This is a genomic window from Pontiella sp. (assembly GCF_041622395.1).
Taxonomy (GTDB): domain Bacteria; phylum Verrucomicrobiota; class Kiritimatiellia; order Kiritimatiellales; family Pontiellaceae; genus Pontiella.
Window position 1 is genome coordinate 1 of record NZ_JBFJYW010000005.1, and the last position, 14,705, is coordinate 14,705.

General features: G+C 61.2%; 16 protein-coding genes. 6 read left to right on the forward strand and 10 right to left on the reverse strand.

Translation table 11 applies throughout. The features are described from left to right. Together ABYO54_RS00665 and ABYO54_RS00670 are read left to right on the forward strand one after the other, a co-directional pair. Positions 1-196, forward strand: a 196-nt coding sequence (locus tag ABYO54_RS00665; protein ID WP_372805905.1) for an Rdx family protein, incomplete at its 5' end; no start/stop codon positions are given. 10 nt (positions 197-206) lie between these two features. Then, complete coding sequence (locus tag ABYO54_RS00670; protein WP_372805907.1) at positions 207-476, forward strand: hypothetical protein; 270 nt, start codon at positions 207-209, stop codon at positions 474-476. Positions 477-663: 187 nt separating this feature from the next. On the opposite strand, the gene ABYO54_RS00675 is transcribed toward ABYO54_RS00670, so the two are convergent. Further along, complete coding sequence (locus ABYO54_RS00675) at positions 664-1,377, reverse strand: NAD-dependent deacetylase (RefSeq protein ID WP_372805908.1); 714 nt, start codon at positions 1,375-1,377, stop codon at positions 664-666. A gap of 93 nt (positions 1,378-1,470) precedes the next feature. Here ABYO54_RS00675 and ABYO54_RS00680 point away from each other — a divergent pair, with 93 nt between their 5' ends. Next, positions 1,471-1,971 (forward strand): very short patch repair endonuclease, encoded by a 501-nt coding sequence (locus tag ABYO54_RS00680; RefSeq protein ID WP_372805956.1) that lies wholly within the window; start codon positions 1,471-1,473, stop codon positions 1,969-1,971. Positions 1,972-2,011: 40 nt separating this feature from the next. Then, on the forward strand, positions 2,012-2,713 hold the full coding sequence (gene tsaA / locus ABYO54_RS00685) for a tRNA (N6-threonylcarbamoyladenosine(37)-N6)-methyltransferase TrmO (RefSeq protein WP_372805910.1): 702 nt from the start codon (positions 2,012-2,014) through the stop codon (positions 2,711-2,713). A gap of 26 nt (positions 2,714-2,739) precedes the next feature. Here tsaA and ABYO54_RS00690 read toward each other — a convergent pair whose 3' ends face one another. From ABYO54_RS00690 to ABYO54_RS00730, 9 genes are all read right to left on the reverse strand, one after another. Next, the gene (locus ABYO54_RS00690; protein ID WP_372805912.1) at positions 2,740-4,101 is read right to left on the reverse strand and encodes a TRAP transporter large permease; all 1,362 of its coding nucleotides are present in this window, start codon (positions 4,099-4,101) and stop codon (positions 2,740-2,742) included. Next, on the reverse strand, positions 4,101-4,616 hold the full coding sequence (locus ABYO54_RS00695) for a TRAP transporter small permease (RefSeq protein WP_372805914.1): 516 nt from the start codon (positions 4,614-4,616) through the stop codon (positions 4,101-4,103). Before ABYO54_RS00695 ends, ABYO54_RS00690 begins: the two co-directional genes overlap by 1 nt. 32 nt (positions 4,617-4,648) lie before the next feature. Continuing rightward, entirely contained in the window at positions 4,649-5,668 is a 1,020-nt protein-coding gene (locus tag ABYO54_RS00700; protein WP_372805916.1) for a TRAP transporter substrate-binding protein, read from the reverse strand. A gap of 180 nt (positions 5,669-5,848) precedes the next feature. Then, positions 5,849-6,646 (reverse strand): gluconate 5-dehydrogenase, encoded by a 798-nt coding sequence (locus tag ABYO54_RS00705; protein ID WP_372805918.1) that lies wholly within the window; start codon positions 6,644-6,646, stop codon positions 5,849-5,851. Then, complete coding sequence (locus ABYO54_RS00710) at positions 6,639-8,507, reverse strand: heparinase II/III family protein (protein WP_372805920.1); 1,869 nt, start codon at positions 8,505-8,507, stop codon at positions 6,639-6,641. The genes ABYO54_RS00705 and ABYO54_RS00710 overlap by 8 nt, the downstream gene beginning before the upstream one ends. Before the next feature lies 1 nt (position 8,508). Continuing rightward, positions 8,509-9,336 carry a 5-dehydro-4-deoxy-D-glucuronate isomerase gene (kduI, locus tag ABYO54_RS00715; RefSeq protein WP_372805922.1) on the reverse strand — a complete coding sequence of 276 codons (828 nt, stop codon included), beginning with the start codon at positions 9,334-9,336 and terminating at the stop codon, positions 8,509-8,511. Continuing rightward, a complete protein-coding gene (locus ABYO54_RS00720) occupies positions 9,326-10,228 on the reverse strand; it encodes a DUF4861 family protein (protein WP_372805924.1) in 903 nt (300 codons plus the stop codon). Before ABYO54_RS00720 ends, kduI begins: the two co-directional genes overlap by 11 nt. Positions 10,229-10,415: 187 nt before the next feature. After that, positions 10,416-11,108 carry a hypothetical protein gene (locus ABYO54_RS00725; protein ID WP_372805926.1) on the reverse strand — a complete coding sequence of 231 codons (693 nt, stop codon included), beginning with the start codon at positions 11,106-11,108 and terminating at the stop codon, positions 10,416-10,418. 111 nt (positions 11,109-11,219) lie between these two features. Further along, positions 11,220-13,424, reverse strand: coding sequence for an NADP-dependent isocitrate dehydrogenase (locus ABYO54_RS00730; protein WP_372805927.1), 2,205 nt, complete (start codon positions 13,422-13,424; stop codon positions 11,220-11,222). A 227-nt stretch (positions 13,425-13,651) separates the two neighbouring features. On the opposite strand from ABYO54_RS00730, the gene lexA reads away from it, so the two are divergent. Further along, positions 13,652-14,242, forward strand: a complete 591-nt coding sequence (gene lexA / locus ABYO54_RS00735; RefSeq protein WP_372805929.1) for a transcriptional repressor LexA — start codon at positions 13,652-13,654, stop codon at positions 14,240-14,242. A 114-nt stretch (positions 14,243-14,356) separates the two neighbouring features. Next, positions 14,357-14,560, forward strand: a complete 204-nt coding sequence (locus ABYO54_RS00740) for a hypothetical protein (RefSeq protein WP_372805931.1) — start codon at positions 14,357-14,359, stop codon at positions 14,558-14,560. Positions 14,561-14,705: the final 145 nt, after the last annotated feature.

Genomic DNA, 14,705 nt, shown 5'->3' on the forward strand with positions numbered 1-14,705 from the left:
AGCCATCCTCAAGCCGAGCATGGTGCCGGGCATCTGGCGGATCTATGCCAACGACCGGCAAGTGTGGGATCGCAAGACCGAGCGCGGACTGCCCGAGCTGAAAGACCTGAAACGCCGCGTCCGCGACATCATTGCCCCCGATAAAAACCTCGGACATGCCGAAACCGTGGATCCGAAAACAGAAAACCAACCCTAGGAACCCTCTTATGAACCATCCCATGTTGATCTTGGCCGTCCTCTGCGTCGCACTGGCAATTCACTATGTCTCCCAGAAACAGCTGTTGGCCAAAGGCTGGAAATCCGACGATGCGAAGCCGATCATTAATCGCCTGCTGATCAACGGAACCACGCTGCTGGTTTTCTCGATCTTCGCGTTTATCGCCTACCGCTATCCCTACGGGCTGTTCGGCATCTTGATTTTCATCGAAGGCGCGGTCTGCTTTGCCTTTGCCCGCAAGCTCTCGCGCAAGAAGTAAAAAGACACGCAGATCACTAACTTATTGCGCCGGCATCTAAACATTTAGACTGCCTGCTAATGGAAATATTGGCCACAAGAGAGCGCAAAGGACGCAGAGGCAACGAAATATTGCCTTGTTCTCTCTCGTGGCTAAAAACTCGCATTATTTAAGTGCCGCATCTATAGCGTTCTTTGTGCCTTCGTGTTTAAACCACTCTGCCAAGAACGTCGCAAATATCCTCGCGGATCACAATCTGGGCCTCGCCGTCAAGCGGCGTGGGGTCGCGGTTGATGATGGCCAGCCGGGCGTTGAGCGGCCGATAGTCGGGCAGATACGCGGCGGGGAAGACGGAAAGGGAGGTCCCCACAACCAACACGAGATCGGCTTGGGTCATGGCTTGAACGGCCGCCTGCCAATCGGTTTCCGGCAACCGCTCGCCGAAGAAGGTGATGTTGGGTTTGTAGACCCCGCCACAGACGCAGTGCGGGATGTCGCCGCGTTCAATGATTGGAAAGAGCACTTCGGTCTCGATCTCGGCGCCGCAGGATTGGCAGGTGCTGAAGATGTGGTTGCCATGCACCGTGTAGACGGGATCGGAGCCCGCCCGCTGATGGTAGTCGTCGACGTTTTGCGTCACGACGGTGATGTGGTCCAATGCGGCGAGTGCCCGATGGGCGGCATTGGGCCGGGCGTCGCGCACCTGCGGATAGAATTTCCGGGCAAAGGCGTAGAAGATCGAGGGATCGCGCAGGAAGACATCGAGGTCGAAGATCTCGACGTTGCGTTCGATGGAATAGATTCCGCTGGCCGACCGGAAATCGGGAATGCCCGATGCGGTGGAAATGCCCGCCCCCGTCAGCGCAACGATGGAAGTTGCCGACCGAACCCATTCCGACAGCCGTTCAATCGAAGTTTTCATGTCTGCAGATTATGCCGGCACCGCCGATGAGGACAATGCGTAAAATTTCGTGTCTTTCGTCGGTTTAGGGGTTAAATGATGTTCATGGATACGATGACGCCAGAGGAGCGATCGATATTGATGGGCAAGATCCGGGGCAAGAATACCAAACCGGAGCTGCTGGTCCGTTCGATGCTGCACCGTTGCGGCTACCGCTACAGCCTTCACAACAAGGCGTTGCCGGGCAAGCCGGACATCGTGCTGCGCAAACACAAAACGGTGGTCTTTGTGCATGGCTGCTTCTGGCATCGCCACCCCGACTGCAAGGGGGCCTCGATGCCGAAATCGAACACGGCTTTTTGGCAGGAAAAGTTCGAGCGCAACGTGGCCAACGACAAGAAGCACCGGCGGGCGCTTGAAACGCTCGGCTGGAAGGTGATCGTGGTTTGGGCATGCGAGCTGAAGGATCCGGAAAAAGTGCTGCGGCGGCTACTCAAGGAGCTGACCGCCGAGCGCGCTGATGAAAAGTTTCGCTACCCGCCGGCGGAAGAGACATTGTTGATCGCGGCGGAGGCCAAGGCGAAGTATATCACCCAACGGAAAAAGAGGCGCTAGCCGCAAGCGGCGCGTCGAACGCAGAGAGAGAACACAGTCGATGGATGGATTTGAATTTAGTGCAATAGGGCAAATGCGATCGTGCTACACGGACAAGTTCGGCATTCCGCGGCAACCGGGACTGGTGAAAAGCGCGACGGCCACGCTGGAGCTGCTGCCTCCCTACAACCAGCCGGAAGCCTTGCGCGGCATCGAGGAGTTCTCGCATCTCTGGATCGTCTTTGTGTTCCACCGGTCGGCGCGGGACCAATGGAAGGCCACCGTGCGGCCGCCGCGCCTGGGCGGCAACGAACGGGTCGGCGTGTTTGCCTCGCGCTCGAATTTCCGCCCCAACCCGATCGGATTGTCGGTGGTGGAACTGCTGAAGGTCGAAGGCACGCAATTGCTACTGGGAGGCGGCGACTTTCTTGACGGCACGCCCGTGCTGGATATCAAGCCCTACCTGCCCTACAGCGACAGCCTCCCCGACGCGAGAGGCGCCTTTGCCAACGCCGCCCCGGACCCGGTCAACACCGTCGGCTTCGCCGCGGGAATCGAAGCGCGGATCGCGCAACTCGAATCGGCGAAGCGCCCGGCCCTGCGGCAGCTGATTGCCGACATGCTTTCCTACAACCCGCGCCCGGCCTACCGGACGGACGACCCCGGCCGCGTTTTCGGCACGACCGTCTTCGGCCTGGACGTCAAGTGGACGCAGTCCGGCAACCACGTGACCGTGGTTGCGGTGGAAAGACAAGAGCGATAGTTCCGCCGTTGGGCGGAACGGCGAACCTATTCGGCCGCGGCATCCGCCGGGGTTGCATGCCCCTGCATGAATTCGCATTTCGCGACATCGTCGGCCTTGAGCTGCTTCGTCTTCACGGGCAGCCAGAGCGAGGCGGCGGGAATGTAGGTGATGACCATCAGCGCGGCAATCATGGCGCCGAAGAACGGCAACAGGGTTGCCGTGACCTTGGCAATGGTGGTCTTGCCGACGCCGCAGCCGATGAATAGGCAGGTGCCGACGGGCGGCGTGCAGAGGCCGATGCAAAGGTTGGCGATCAGCATGATGCCGAAATGCACCGGGTGCATGCCGAGCGACATGACGACGGGCAGGAAGATCGGCGTGAAGATCAGCACCGCGGGCGTCATGTCCATGAAGGTGCCGACAAACATCAGCAGCACGTTGATGGTGAGCAGGATGACGATCGGATTGTCGGAGAGCCCCAGCAGCGCGGCGCTGACCGTCTGCGGGATGTTGGCCATGGTCATGATCCAGCTCATTCCGGAGCTGGCGCCGATGAGCAGCATGACGACGGCGGTGGTGATGCCCGTATCGAGCAGAATCTGCGGCAGATCCTTCATCGGGATCTCGCGGTAGACCACGACGGAGAGCAAGAAGGAGTAGACCACCGCAATCGCCGCCGCCTCGGTGGCGGTGAAGATGCCGCCGAGAATCCCGCCGATCACGATGATGATCAGCAGCAGGGTGAGGGCCGCATGCCCGAAGCTGCGGAGGATATCGACGAACGAGGAGCGCGCTTCGCATTCATACTTGTACTTGAAGGCAAAATAGCCGCAGACCAGCATAATAAAGAGACCGGTCAGGATGCCGGGAATGACGCCCGCCATGAACATGGCGGCGATGGAGACCGATCCGGCGGCGACCGAATAGACGATCATGATGTTGCTGGGCGGAATCAGCAGGCCCGTGGTGGCGGCGGTGGTGGTGACCGCCACGTTGAATTCCTTGTTATAGCCCTTGCGGTTCATTTCGGGAATCATGAAGCCGCCCACCGAAGAGACCGCCGCGGCGGCGGAACCGGAGATGGAGCCGAACAGCATGCAGGTAAGCGTGTTGACGTAGGCCAGACCGCCCGGCAGGAAGCCGACCAGCGTTCCGGCAAAATCGATCAGCCGCCGCGCCATGCCGCCCCGCCCCATCAAATGGCCGGAGAGAATGAAGAACGGAATGGCCAGCAGCGCGAAGCTGTTGACGCCATTGGCCATCTTGGCGGCGATCACCGTGGAAGGGTCGATTCCTTCGGCCAATACGGCAAAAAAGGACGCCAACGCAATGGCGACGGCGATCGGGACGTTCATGACCAAAAGAAGGATGAAAACGGCGATAAGAATCAGTGCGACGATACCCATTAGTCCAGCCCTCCTTCCGCAACGGACTCCGCATCGAAATCGGCGGCGTCCAGCAACGGCTCCTGGGTTCCGGCGATCGTCTCGACCAGGTTTTCGATGGCGTAGATGACCATGAAGATGCCGGCGATCGGGAGCGCGAGGTAGACATAGCCCATCTTCCAGCCGAGCGCGGGCGTCATCTGCTCCATCGCGAGGGCGTCGGCCACGACGCGGCTACCGCCGTAGACGAAGATCGCAACGGCGAAAAACAGCACCACCAGATGCACGACCACGGCCATCAGCCGCTGCGCGCCGGACTCGAACTTGCCGACGAAATAATCGACGCCGAGATGCCCCTTGAGCCCAAAGGCCACCGCGCCGCCGAGCAGCGACACCCAGATCAGCAGAAACCGCGCGAGCTCCTCCGTCCACTTGGTCTGCTCTCCCAGCACATAGCGGGAAAACACCCCCCAGCAGACATCGAACACCAACAACGCCACGGCGACGATGAGCACCGTATTGAGGGCCCAGGTCATCCACTCCTTAAATTTAACAAGCCCGGCCAACATCACTGGACCTCGGCGATTTTTTTGAGCAGTTCGCGGACTTCCGCGCTCTCGACTTCCGCCAGCATCGGCGCCACCTTGGCGGCGAACGCGGCGACATCGACTTCGTAAACGGCGACCCCTTCGGCCTTCGCCTGCTCCAGGGCTTCCGTCGTCTTTTCCTGCCAGAGCTTGCGCTGGAAAGCGACCGACTCATCGGCGGCCTGCTGGATCCAGCCCTGCACCTGCGGATCGAGCTTGCCCCAAACCTTGGTGCCGATCAGCAGCATGTCGGGAATGCGCGTGTGGCCATCCAACGTGAAATGCTTGCAGACTTCGTAATGTTTGTTCGAGGTGAAGCTCGGCGGATTGTTTTCCGCGCCATCGACCGTCCCCTGCGCCAAGGCGGAATAGAGCTCGCCCCACGAGATCGGCGTCGGGGCGCCGCCCATGGCCTTGACCATGTCGATCGCGGTCTTGGAGTTCATGACGCGGATCTTCAGCCCCTTGAGGTCGTCGGGCGTGCGGATGGGTTTGTTCTTCGTGTAGAAGTTGCGGCTTCCGCCGTCATAGTAGCAAAGGCCGCGCAGGAACTTGGATTCGCCCTGCTGCAGCAATCCCTTGCCGATGGGGCCGGTAAGCACGTTCCAGTAGTGGTCGCCATCGCGGAAAACATAGGGAAGGCTGTAGACCGACATCGCCGGAATAAAGTTTTCCATGGCGGCGGCGGAGGTCTTGGTCATGGCCAAGGAACCGTTCTGCAGCTGTTCGATGCACTGCAACTCGTTGCCGAGCACCGCGCTGGGATAGATGTCGATGGTCACGGTTCCGGCGGAGAGTTCCTCCACCCGCGCCTTCATGAACTCCATGGCCTTATGGACCGGGTGGCCCGTATCGAGTCCGTGCCCGAGCTTCAACACCAGCTGGTTGGCGGCCCCGCCGCCCGAAGCCGACCGCCCCCCCAGATACACCGAGAATCCGGCGGTCGACAACAACGCTCCAACCAGAATTCCCCCCACGAAATACGACAGGCCTCTACTCATGACTTCCCCCAAGTTAAAAGCCACATTTCTACTGTTTCAATCGTTTGAGGTCAAGTAATTCCTCCCGCGAGTTTAGGGCGAAACTTGGTCTAATACCCCGCCGGACAGATGCGCCAGCGAGGCGCACGAGCGCTCCGGTCGTGGGGGGGTTCCGGAATCCGACCAGCTTGTTTCAGCGTCCTATCCCTCGTTCTCGCCCTTCACATAGCCGAAGTTTGCCAGAATGCCGCCGTCGACATACAGGATGTGGCCATTGACAAACCCGCTGGCGTTCGATGCCAGAAACAGCGCCGCGTTGCCGACGTCTTCCGGCTCGCCCCAGCGGCCGGCCGGCGTGCGCATCATGACCAGCTCGTTGAACGGATGGTTCCCCTCGCGGATCGGCGCCGTCTGGGCGGTGGCGATGTAGCCCGGGCCAATGCCGTTGACCTGGATGTTGTGCCGGGCCCATTCGCAGCACATGTTGGCGGTCAGCAATTTCAGCCCGCCCTTGGCGGAGGCGTAGGCGGAGACGGAGTTGCGGCCATAGACGCTCATCATCGAGCACATGTTGATGATCTTGCCGCCGCCCTTTCCGATCATCCCCGGCGCCACGCGCTTGCCGACGATGAACGGGGCGATCAGGTCGACGTCGATCACCTGTTTGTAGTCGGCCACCGGCATATCGAGAATCGGGACGCGTTTGATGATGCCCGCGTTGTTCACGAGAATATCGATCGTCCCGACCTCGTTCTCGATTTTCGAAATCCCTGCGTCGACGTCGGCCTCGTCGGTGACATCGAAGACCGTTGCGAAGACGTCGATGCCCTCTTCGGCAAACGCCGCTTTTGCCGCCGCCAGTTTCGCGGCATCGCGACCGTTGACGCACACCTTGGCGCCGGCTTTCCCCAGCACCATGCCAACCGCCATGCCGATGCCGTGCGTTCCGCCGGTCACCAACGCCACCTTGCCCGTTAGATCGAACAGTTCCTTAATCATATTCTTTCTCCCCCGTTGATAATGCGATGCGCAGCACGATTGTTCCGTCGACCGCCTGGTGAACCGGAACGTCCACCTCCAGGCGCTTGAGCCCCTCGATTCGCCGATCGAGCTCCAGCGGCGGCGGGCACAGCGGCACCACCGACACCGTCAGCTCCGGATGCGAAACGCACCGCAGCTGCAGCTCTTTTCCGTCCTGGCGCAAAACCGCCCCGCCATCGACCGCCTCGCAATCGGCGGTCGTCACCAGTTGCCAGACGATCCGCTTCGTCTTTTCCGAACATTCAATCCGGTCCTCGATCAGCAGCGACGCCGGGCCGGTCTTCGTAAAGCGCCGCACGGCCCGCGCGACGTTGCCGCCATAGACGGCCGTCAAATCAAACGCCGCCTCCGGCCGGGCCCCCTCCTCGAAATCGACCAGCGGCGCAAAGCCATCGACGACGAACGGTTCGTTGTTCACCGTCAGCGTGCTGTGGCCGAAGTTGTTTTTGGTCAGCAGGGTCCAGCGGTCGCTGTTTTGCTTCCGGTTCCACAGATCGAATCCGGTTTTTTCCAACGCGTTGTAGCTCTGGTTGCCCGGGTCGACCGCCCAGCGGACGCCGTCGAGCTCGAGCACGAAAGAGCCCGCATCCATGTTGCCGTGGCTCGTGGTGGCCCGGCCGCCCTTGCCGCCGAAATAGTAGGCGTGTGGATCGTTGTCCGCCCCCCGGAAGACGACGATCGGATTGCTCCCCTCGCCCTTCCAAGCCGTCGGTACCCGTTCGCCGCCCTTCTCCTCGTATTGGGACAGCCAGGCCATGGCGGCGCCATCGAGCCGCGACAGCTTGCCCTGCTCCTTGGCCGGCCGCAAAAACCGCTCCTGCTCAAAGAAGGTTTTGTTGCCGGACTTCGCGGCGAACCAGGCCAGCACGCCATCGCCACTGCGGCTTCGGCGATCCCCGCAATCGGCGAAATTGAAATACCACCCCGACGGCGCGTTGCACAGCGCGCGGAACCGCGCGCTCTCCTTGAAGCCGGGAAATTCGTAGAGGCCGAAATCGCGACCGAACGCACTTTCGAACATCGCGGCCGTCACGACGGAAAAGCCCGTGCCATATTCCCAGTAGGTCGATCCTTCCGGATACACCCCGTCGGGCGCATATTCCACCAACACGTTGGGCATTCCATCCAACGCCCGCGCGATGGTTTTGGCGGCGAGTTCGGGCTCGTCGTCGGCCACCGCGATCGCGGCGGCGATCAACCCGCCGTTGCACACCTGGTTCCAATTGTTATTCCCATACGCCCGGCTCCACCGCTTTCCATCCGCCGGCCAACTGGGATTCAGCCCCTTCTCGATCAACGCCGACTTCGCGAGCGCCACCGTGGAATCCGGCAGCGCCCCAACGGTCCAGTCCAGCGCCAGCGCAACGGCCATCGACATTTCCGCCACGTCGAGAAAGTGCGATGGGTTCCAATCCGAAAACGCGCAGACGGCCAGCAGCTCCTCGTCGATCCGCCGCAACGCCGCCGCGTCCTTTTCGACCAGATAGACCACCCCCAGCATGTTGATGCGATAGAGCATCTCGCGCGAGGTGCCGAGCAAACGCCGGCCAACCATTTTGCGCTTGAGCAGCGGCTGGTCGAAAATCCCGTCGGCATTCAGCCGGATCGCCGCATACCTGCTTTGCAGCACCGGATCGCTTTCGAGCTTCGACTTCAATCCTTCCAGGATCGACGGCGAGAACACCAGGCGCGGATGGCCCTTCGCCAGATGTTGCTGCAGATAGGAAACCGACATGGGGTTGTCGAGTTTCGCCGGCTCGTTGGCAACCGCGGCCATGGCGACGCCGGCGGCCAGCAAAATGGAAAGCCAACGCGCCATCCTACTTCAGGTCCGCGATTGCAATGTGGTCCATGTCGTCGAAGCGCTGGTTTTCGCCGCCCATGCCCCAACAGAAGGTGTAGGCCTTGGTGCCGCAACCGGAGTGGATCGACCACATCGGCGAAATGACCGCCTGCCCGTCGCCAACCACAAGATGCCGCGTCTCGTTGCCGGGCCCCATCATGTGGAAGACCTTCGAGGTTTCATCGAGCCCGAAATAGAGATAGACCTCGGTGCGGCGCTCGTGCGTGTGGCACGGCATCGTATTCCAGACGCTGCCCGGTTCCAGCACCGTGAACCCCATCACCAGCTGGCAACTCTTGATGCCGTTTTCGTGAATGTACTGATAAATCGTCCGCTTGTTGGCATCCTCGACCGTTCCCATCCGAATGGCATTGGCGTCGGCCTTCTTCGCCAGGGTGGTCGGATAGGCGGCATGCGCCGGATAGGAGATCAGGTAAAACTTCGCCGGCGCGGCGGCATCGGCACTCGCAAAGCGGACGGCCTGCGAACCGCGCCCGATGTACAGACCGTCGAGGTTTTCCATGGCGTATTCGGTGCCGTCGACCGTTACGGTTCCGGTGCCGCCGATGTTCAACACGCCGACCTCGCGGCGCTGGCAAAAATAGTCCGCCGCCAGCTCCTTGCCGGCCTCCAGCGTCAGCGGCCCGGTTGTCGGCACCGCGGCGCCGACAATCGCGCGCTCCACTTCGCAGTAGAGCAGATTGAGCGTCCCCGCTTCGAAGAGATCGACCAAAAACGCGTCGCGCAATTCGCCGGTCGTCATCCGCTTGTATTCGTTTTTTCCAACGGTGTATCTAACGTCCATGTTCTTCATCCTTGTTAATTAATCGTTGCCGGAACCCTTCCAGATAGGCGTTCCAATCGGCGGAGGTTTTGATCGCGCCCGCCTTTTCCCATCCGTAGCCGGCATAATATTCAATCCGTCCCTGGGCATCGGTTTGGCCAATGAACAGCGAGTGGGAGACATCCTTCGTCGGCGATTCGACCAGCCTGTATGCCTGGATCTTCGACGGATCCACGACGACGCCGGTACCGACGCCGAAGGATTCAATCGATTCCCAGCAGGCCATCCAGCCCTTCGCCGCATCGCCGATGGCAACGGCCTTGCCGTCGTGGGTCGTGATGCCGATGCAGACCGGCAGATTCGCCGCAGGGGTTCCGTCCTTCGTGAACCGGCACGAGGCATGGAACAGGCGCTGGCCCAATTCGATCGTGACGGTCTTTTCCTCGCCGTAGACCGCGCCGCCGATCTCCTTTTCGTAGGTCAGCTTGAAGACGGACTTTTCCGGCCGGCACGAAACCACTTCTTGTTTCGTGTACGTTTCCAGCGGTTCGCGCTTTCCATTCAGCCAGATGCCCGTTCCGCCGCACCCGGCCGACGAGCCGACGTGATAGGGATCGTTCCCCTCGCCCCAGTCCTTGTGATAGGACTTCGTCTTCATCTGGCCGTACCACGTGTCGATGATCGGATATTCGACGCACTTGAGCCAGCAGTCGATGCCGCTGTTCTCCGTGCCCTCGCGCAGCGCCGGACCGTAGGCGCGGAAGGCGATCAGATCGTTCTCCCAGGCAAAGTCGTCCGACCGTTCCGGCACAAAGCGGCAGAAGGTTGCGGGCTTCTGCGAACCGGCTCCGGCGGGCGACGCAACGCCCAGTAGCAGAAGTAGCGCCGTTGGGATAAAAGTTGTCGCTTTCATGATCTCCAATCTACGCCGCTTTCGCGCCAGTGCAATGCGTCGATCCAACATTTTTCAGTCTTGTTTCCGTTTGAATGCCGGACCTCGCGCCTTCGTTCAACCGACGGGGGGTTCCGGCGATGCCGGAAAAACAAAACGCCGGAGCGGAAATAACCGCACCGGCGTCTTCAACACGATGGAGCGTCGATTACATCCGCAGCGTAAGGTCGAGAATGGCATCGGGGTTTTCGTCCGCAAGCGAATCGAGAACCAGCTTTGCTCCGCTGAAATCCTGGAACGCGGTGTATTCGTCCGGAACCACGATGCAGGCCGCGCCGGCGGTCAGGGCTCCCTTGCAGGCCACTTGCGAGGAGACGACGGCCACGAGGGTAACGCCCTCCTTGTTGCTCTGCTTGAGCATCTTCAGCCAGTCGTCGGCACGCGGAAAGGATTCCTTGACTTCCTCGGGAATAATCAGCTCAACGCCCAACACGTCGAGCCCGAGTTTCGCCATCAGCTTGCGGGCAATCGCTTCCGGCAATGCGGTAAAGGTGACCGCCGGGATTCCGCGGGCCTGCGTGGCCTTGATCAGCTTGGCGAGTCCGGCATCGAGCTCGGCTTCGTTTTCGCAATAGTTGGCGACGGTCTTATCGACCTCGGCAACCGCCTTTTCAATGGCATCGGATTTCTTGCCGGCCAGGGTCAACACGTCGGTGACGGCCTGGCGATGAAGCGGGGACATGCCGGAACGGGAGAACATGACCGGAGTCAGCTCGACCCCTTTGGTATCGACCGCGCTTTTGATCGACGCGAACTCCACCGAGCGGGTCTTGGCCGCGACATATTCCAGTTCAAAGATCAGGGCATGGGTCGTGCCGTTTGCTTTTCTATCAGCGCTCATGAAATGCTTGCTCCTTAATGTAATACAGATGTTTTCTGAAAAATGAGGGCGTAGTGTAGGTAGCTAGGCCCCCAAGGTCAACACCCTATTTTCAAGGGCGGATTGCCCTTTTTACAGCGCGGCGAGCGCGGCGTTGAAGGTTGCGCTCGGGCGCATGGCGGCGTTGGCAAGGGCGTCGTTCGGGCGGTAGTATCCGCCGAGGTCCACTTCCTTGCCCTGGCAGTCGATCAGCTCGGCAAGAATCGTCTGCTCGTTGGCGGCCAGCGCCGCGGCCAGCGGGGCGAAACGCGCCTTCAGTTCGGCATCCCGGTCCTGCGCGGCCAGCGCCTCGGCCCAGTAGAGCGCGAGGTAGAAATGGCTGCCGCGGTTGTCGAGCTCGTTGACCTTGCGCGACGGGGCCTTGTTTTCCGCCAGGAACTTGGCGTTGGCCGCGTCGAGCGCATCGGCGAGCACCTGCGCCTTTTCGTTGCCGAAGACGGCGGCGAGATGCTCGAGCGACACCCCGAGGGCGAGGAACTCGCCGAGCGAATCCCAGCGCAAATGGTTTTCCTTCAGGAACTGCTGGACGTGCTTCGGCGCGGAACCGCCCGCGCCCGTTTCGAACAGGCCGCCGCCGTTCATCAGCGGAACGATCGAGAGCATCTTGGCGCTGGTGCCGAGCTCGAGGATCGGGAAGAGGTCGGTCAGGTAGTCGCGCAGCACGTTGCCCGTAACGGAGATGGTGTCCGCGCCGGCCTTGGCGCGCTCGAGCGTCAGGCGGGTCGCCGCCTCGGGCGCCAGGATCCGGAGGTCCAGCCCTTCGGTGTCGTGGTTCTTCAGGTACCGGGTCACCTTTTCGATCAGCTGCGCGTCGTGTGCCCGGTTTGCGTCGAGCCAGAAGATGGCGGGCGTTCCGGTGGCGCGGGCGCGGGCGACGGCCAGCTTGACCCAGTCCTGGATCGGGGCGTCCTTGGTCTGGCAGGCGCGCCAGATGTCGCCTTTTTCAACCGCGTGCTCCAGCAGCACGTTGCCGGCGGCATCGACGATGCGGACGGTACCGGCGGCGGGCACTTCGAAGGTTTTGTCGTGCGAGCCGTATTCCTCGGCTTTCTGCGCCATGAGGCCGACGTTCGGGACGGTGCCCATGGTGGCCGGGTCGAACGCGCCGTGCTGTTTGCAGAAGTCGACGGTTTCGGCATAGACGCCCGCATAGCAGCGGTCGGGAATGATGAAGTTGGTGTCCTGCTGTTTGCCGTCTTTGTTCCACATCTGGCCCGAGGCGCGGATGGCGGCGGGCATGGAAGCATCGATGATGACGTCGGACGGAACGTGCAGATTGGTGATGCCCTTATCGGAATCGACCATGGCGAGGTCGGGCGCGGTTGCATAGAGCGCGGCAAGATCGGCTTCGATTTCGGCCTTCTTTTCGGCGGAAACCTTTTCGCGCTTGGCGTAGAGATCGCCGATGCCGTTGTTCGGGTCGAAGCCGACCTCGGCCAGCGCGGCGGCGTGCTTTTCGAGCACCGGTTTGTAGAACACCTTCACGCAGTGGCCGAAGATGACCGGATCGGACACCTTCATCATGGTGGCCTTCAGGTGGAGCGAGAAGAGCGTGCCCGCGTCCTTGGTTGCGGCGACCTGCCCGGCCAGGAAATCTTCCAGCGCCTTGGCGCTCATGAAGGTGGCGTCGATCACCTCGCCCGCCAGCAGCGGCAGGCGCTCTTTTAGAACGGTGGTGGTTCCGTCGGCCTGGACCAGTTCGATCTTCGCCGTGGTGGCGTCCGGCAGGGTGACCGACTTTTCATTGCCGAAGAAATCGTTGGCGGACATGCTGGAGACGACCGACTTGGAATCGGCCGACCACGCGCCCATGCGGTGCGGGTTGTTCTTGGCGTATTGCTTGACGGCGGCGGCGGCGCGGCGGTCGGAGTTGCCCTCGCGCAGTACGGGGTTGACGGCGGAGCCTTTCACCTTGTCGTAGCGGGGGGTGGCGGCGGGATCTTCATAGTCCGGCAACGCGTAGCCGAGCGCCTGCAGTTCGGCGATGGCGGCTTTCATCTGCGGGAGCGAGGCGGAAATATTCGGCAGCTTGATGATGTTGGCCTCGGGCGTCTTGGCCAGCTCGCCCAGCTCGGCGAGGGCGTCGCCCACCTGCTGCCCGTCGGTCAGGCACTCGGGAAAGGCGGCGAGGATGCGGCCCGCCAGCGAAATGTCGCGGGTTTCCACGGAAACGCCTGCGGCGGCGGTGTAGGCTTCGATGATCGGCAGCAGCGAACGGGTCGCCAGTGCGGGGGCTTCGTCGGTGATGGTGTAGATGATTTTCGCTTTTTCGCTCATAGGGTTTCTTTCCGTTTCGTTGGATGCCGTCTGAAAAATTGAGTCGGTTTGTCTATGGCAAAGCGGCCGTTATGTCAAGACGGAGGGCGGGCAGGAGGGCCGGAACCCCCTCTTCGGCAACGCGATTTTTCCGCCCGGTTCGCCTGCGGCCATCCCTCTCCCCAAACAAAATCCTTGATACTGTACGTTCGTTCAGTTATCAATATTCCCAACAACAGGAGAAATCCATGCCTCGCAAAATCGACTTATCGGAAAAGATCAACCAGCTCCGCTCGTTCCACGAAGCGGAGGGGCGGGCGCCGAGCTATGCCGAGATGGCGGAGCTGTTCGGCTACCGCTCCAAGAACGCCGTTTACGGCCCCGTCAACAAACTGCTCGAGCTCGGCTACCTCGACAAAAGCACCAACGGCCGCCTGACCCTCACCGCCAAGATCACCGCCGCCACCAAGTTGCTCGGCTCCGTGCAGGCCGGCTTCCCCTCGCCCGCCGAGGAGGAACTCGTCGATACCATCAATCTCGACCAATATCTCGTCCGCCGTCCGGAGGCGACCTACCTGCTGACCGTCAGCGGCGAATCGATGATCGAGGCGGGCATCCAGCCCGGCGACCTCGTGCTGGTCGAAAAAGGCGGCGTCCCGAAACAAAACGACATCGTCGTCGCCCAGATCGACGGCGAATGGACGCTCAAATATTTCGGCAAGGATGCAACCGGGGTCTACCTCGACCCCGCCAACGCAAACTATACCCGCATGCGCCCCGAGCGCTCCCTCTCCATCGGCGGCATCGTCAAGGCCGTCGTCCGCAAATACGACAAGTAAGAAAAATGAGCCCGCAGATAAAGCAGATCGACGCCGGAGCTGTGGCAGGAAGCGGCAATGAACGCCCCGCTGCGCGAATCCGGTGATCGGCGGGCATAACAGGAAAAACAAGCCATGAGAAACCATCAACCCAGCTACAACTCCCTCGGCGGATGCCTCGAAGCCTACTTCGGGGACCGCCGGACGAAGGCGTCGGCCAAGGAATACCGCGAACCCGAGCAAGGCTTCCGAACGATCCCGTTCCAGTCCCTCCCCCTCACGGTCAACTACATGCGCCGCCGCCCCGGCAAATCCCCGGCCCGCCGGCTCTTTGGTTAATATGAGCCCGCAGATCCCGCAGCTGAACGCAGATGAAATAATTTTTCAGAACAATCGGCGTTCATCCGCGTCATCGGCGGGCAGCACCAGGAAGGAGCAGGTAATCCCGAAACTCGAATACGAGCGCATTGTAAACACCAAAAAG

Coding starts and splice junctions, on each gene's coding strand:
- ABYO54_RS00730 (WP_372805927.1), bottom strand. CDS start 13,424: ATGAGCGAAAAAGCGAAAATCATCTACACCATCACCGACGAAGCCCCC.
- ABYO54_RS00675 (WP_372805908.1), bottom strand. CDS start 1,377: ATGAAAACTTCGATTGAACGGCTGTCGGAATGGGTTCGGTCGGCAACT.
- ABYO54_RS00690 (WP_372805912.1), bottom strand. CDS start 4,101: ATGGGTATCGTCGCACTGATTCTTATCGCCGTTTTCATCCTTCTTTTG.
- tsaA (WP_372805910.1), top strand. CDS start 2,012: ATGGATGGATTTGAATTTAGTGCAATAGGGCAAATGCGATCGTGCTAC.
- ABYO54_RS00705 (WP_372805918.1), bottom strand. CDS start 6,646: ATGATTAAGGAACTGTTCGATCTAACGGGCAAGGTGGCGTTGGTGACC.
- ABYO54_RS00720 (WP_372805924.1), bottom strand. CDS start 10,228: ATGAAAGCGACAACTTTTATCCCAACGGCGCTACTTCTGCTACTGGGC.
- ABYO54_RS00740 (WP_372805931.1), top strand. CDS start 14,357: ATGAGAAACCATCAACCCAGCTACAACTCCCTCGGCGGATGCCTCGAA.
- ABYO54_RS00695 (WP_372805914.1), bottom strand. CDS start 4,616: ATGACCTGGGCCCTCAATACGGTGCTCATCGTCGCCGTGGCGTTGTTG.
- ABYO54_RS00710 (WP_372805920.1), bottom strand. CDS start 8,507: ATGGCGCGTTGGCTTTCCATTTTGCTGGCCGCCGGCGTCGCCATGGCC.
- ABYO54_RS00725 (WP_372805926.1), bottom strand. CDS start 11,108: ATGAGCGCTGATAGAAAAGCAAACGGCACGACCCATGCCCTGATCTTT.
- ABYO54_RS00670 (WP_372805907.1), top strand. CDS start 207: ATGAACCATCCCATGTTGATCTTGGCCGTCCTCTGCGTCGCACTGGCA.
- ABYO54_RS00700 (WP_372805916.1), bottom strand. CDS start 5,668: ATGAGTAGAGGCCTGTCGTATTTCGTGGGGGGAATTCTGGTTGGAGCG.
- kduI (WP_372805922.1), bottom strand. CDS start 9,336: ATGGACGTTAGATACACCGTTGGAAAAAACGAATACAAGCGGATGACG.
- ABYO54_RS00680 (WP_372805956.1), top strand. CDS start 1,471: ATGACGCCAGAGGAGCGATCGATATTGATGGGCAAGATCCGGGGCAAG.
- lexA (WP_372805929.1), top strand. CDS start 13,652: ATGCCTCGCAAAATCGACTTATCGGAAAAGATCAACCAGCTCCGCTCG.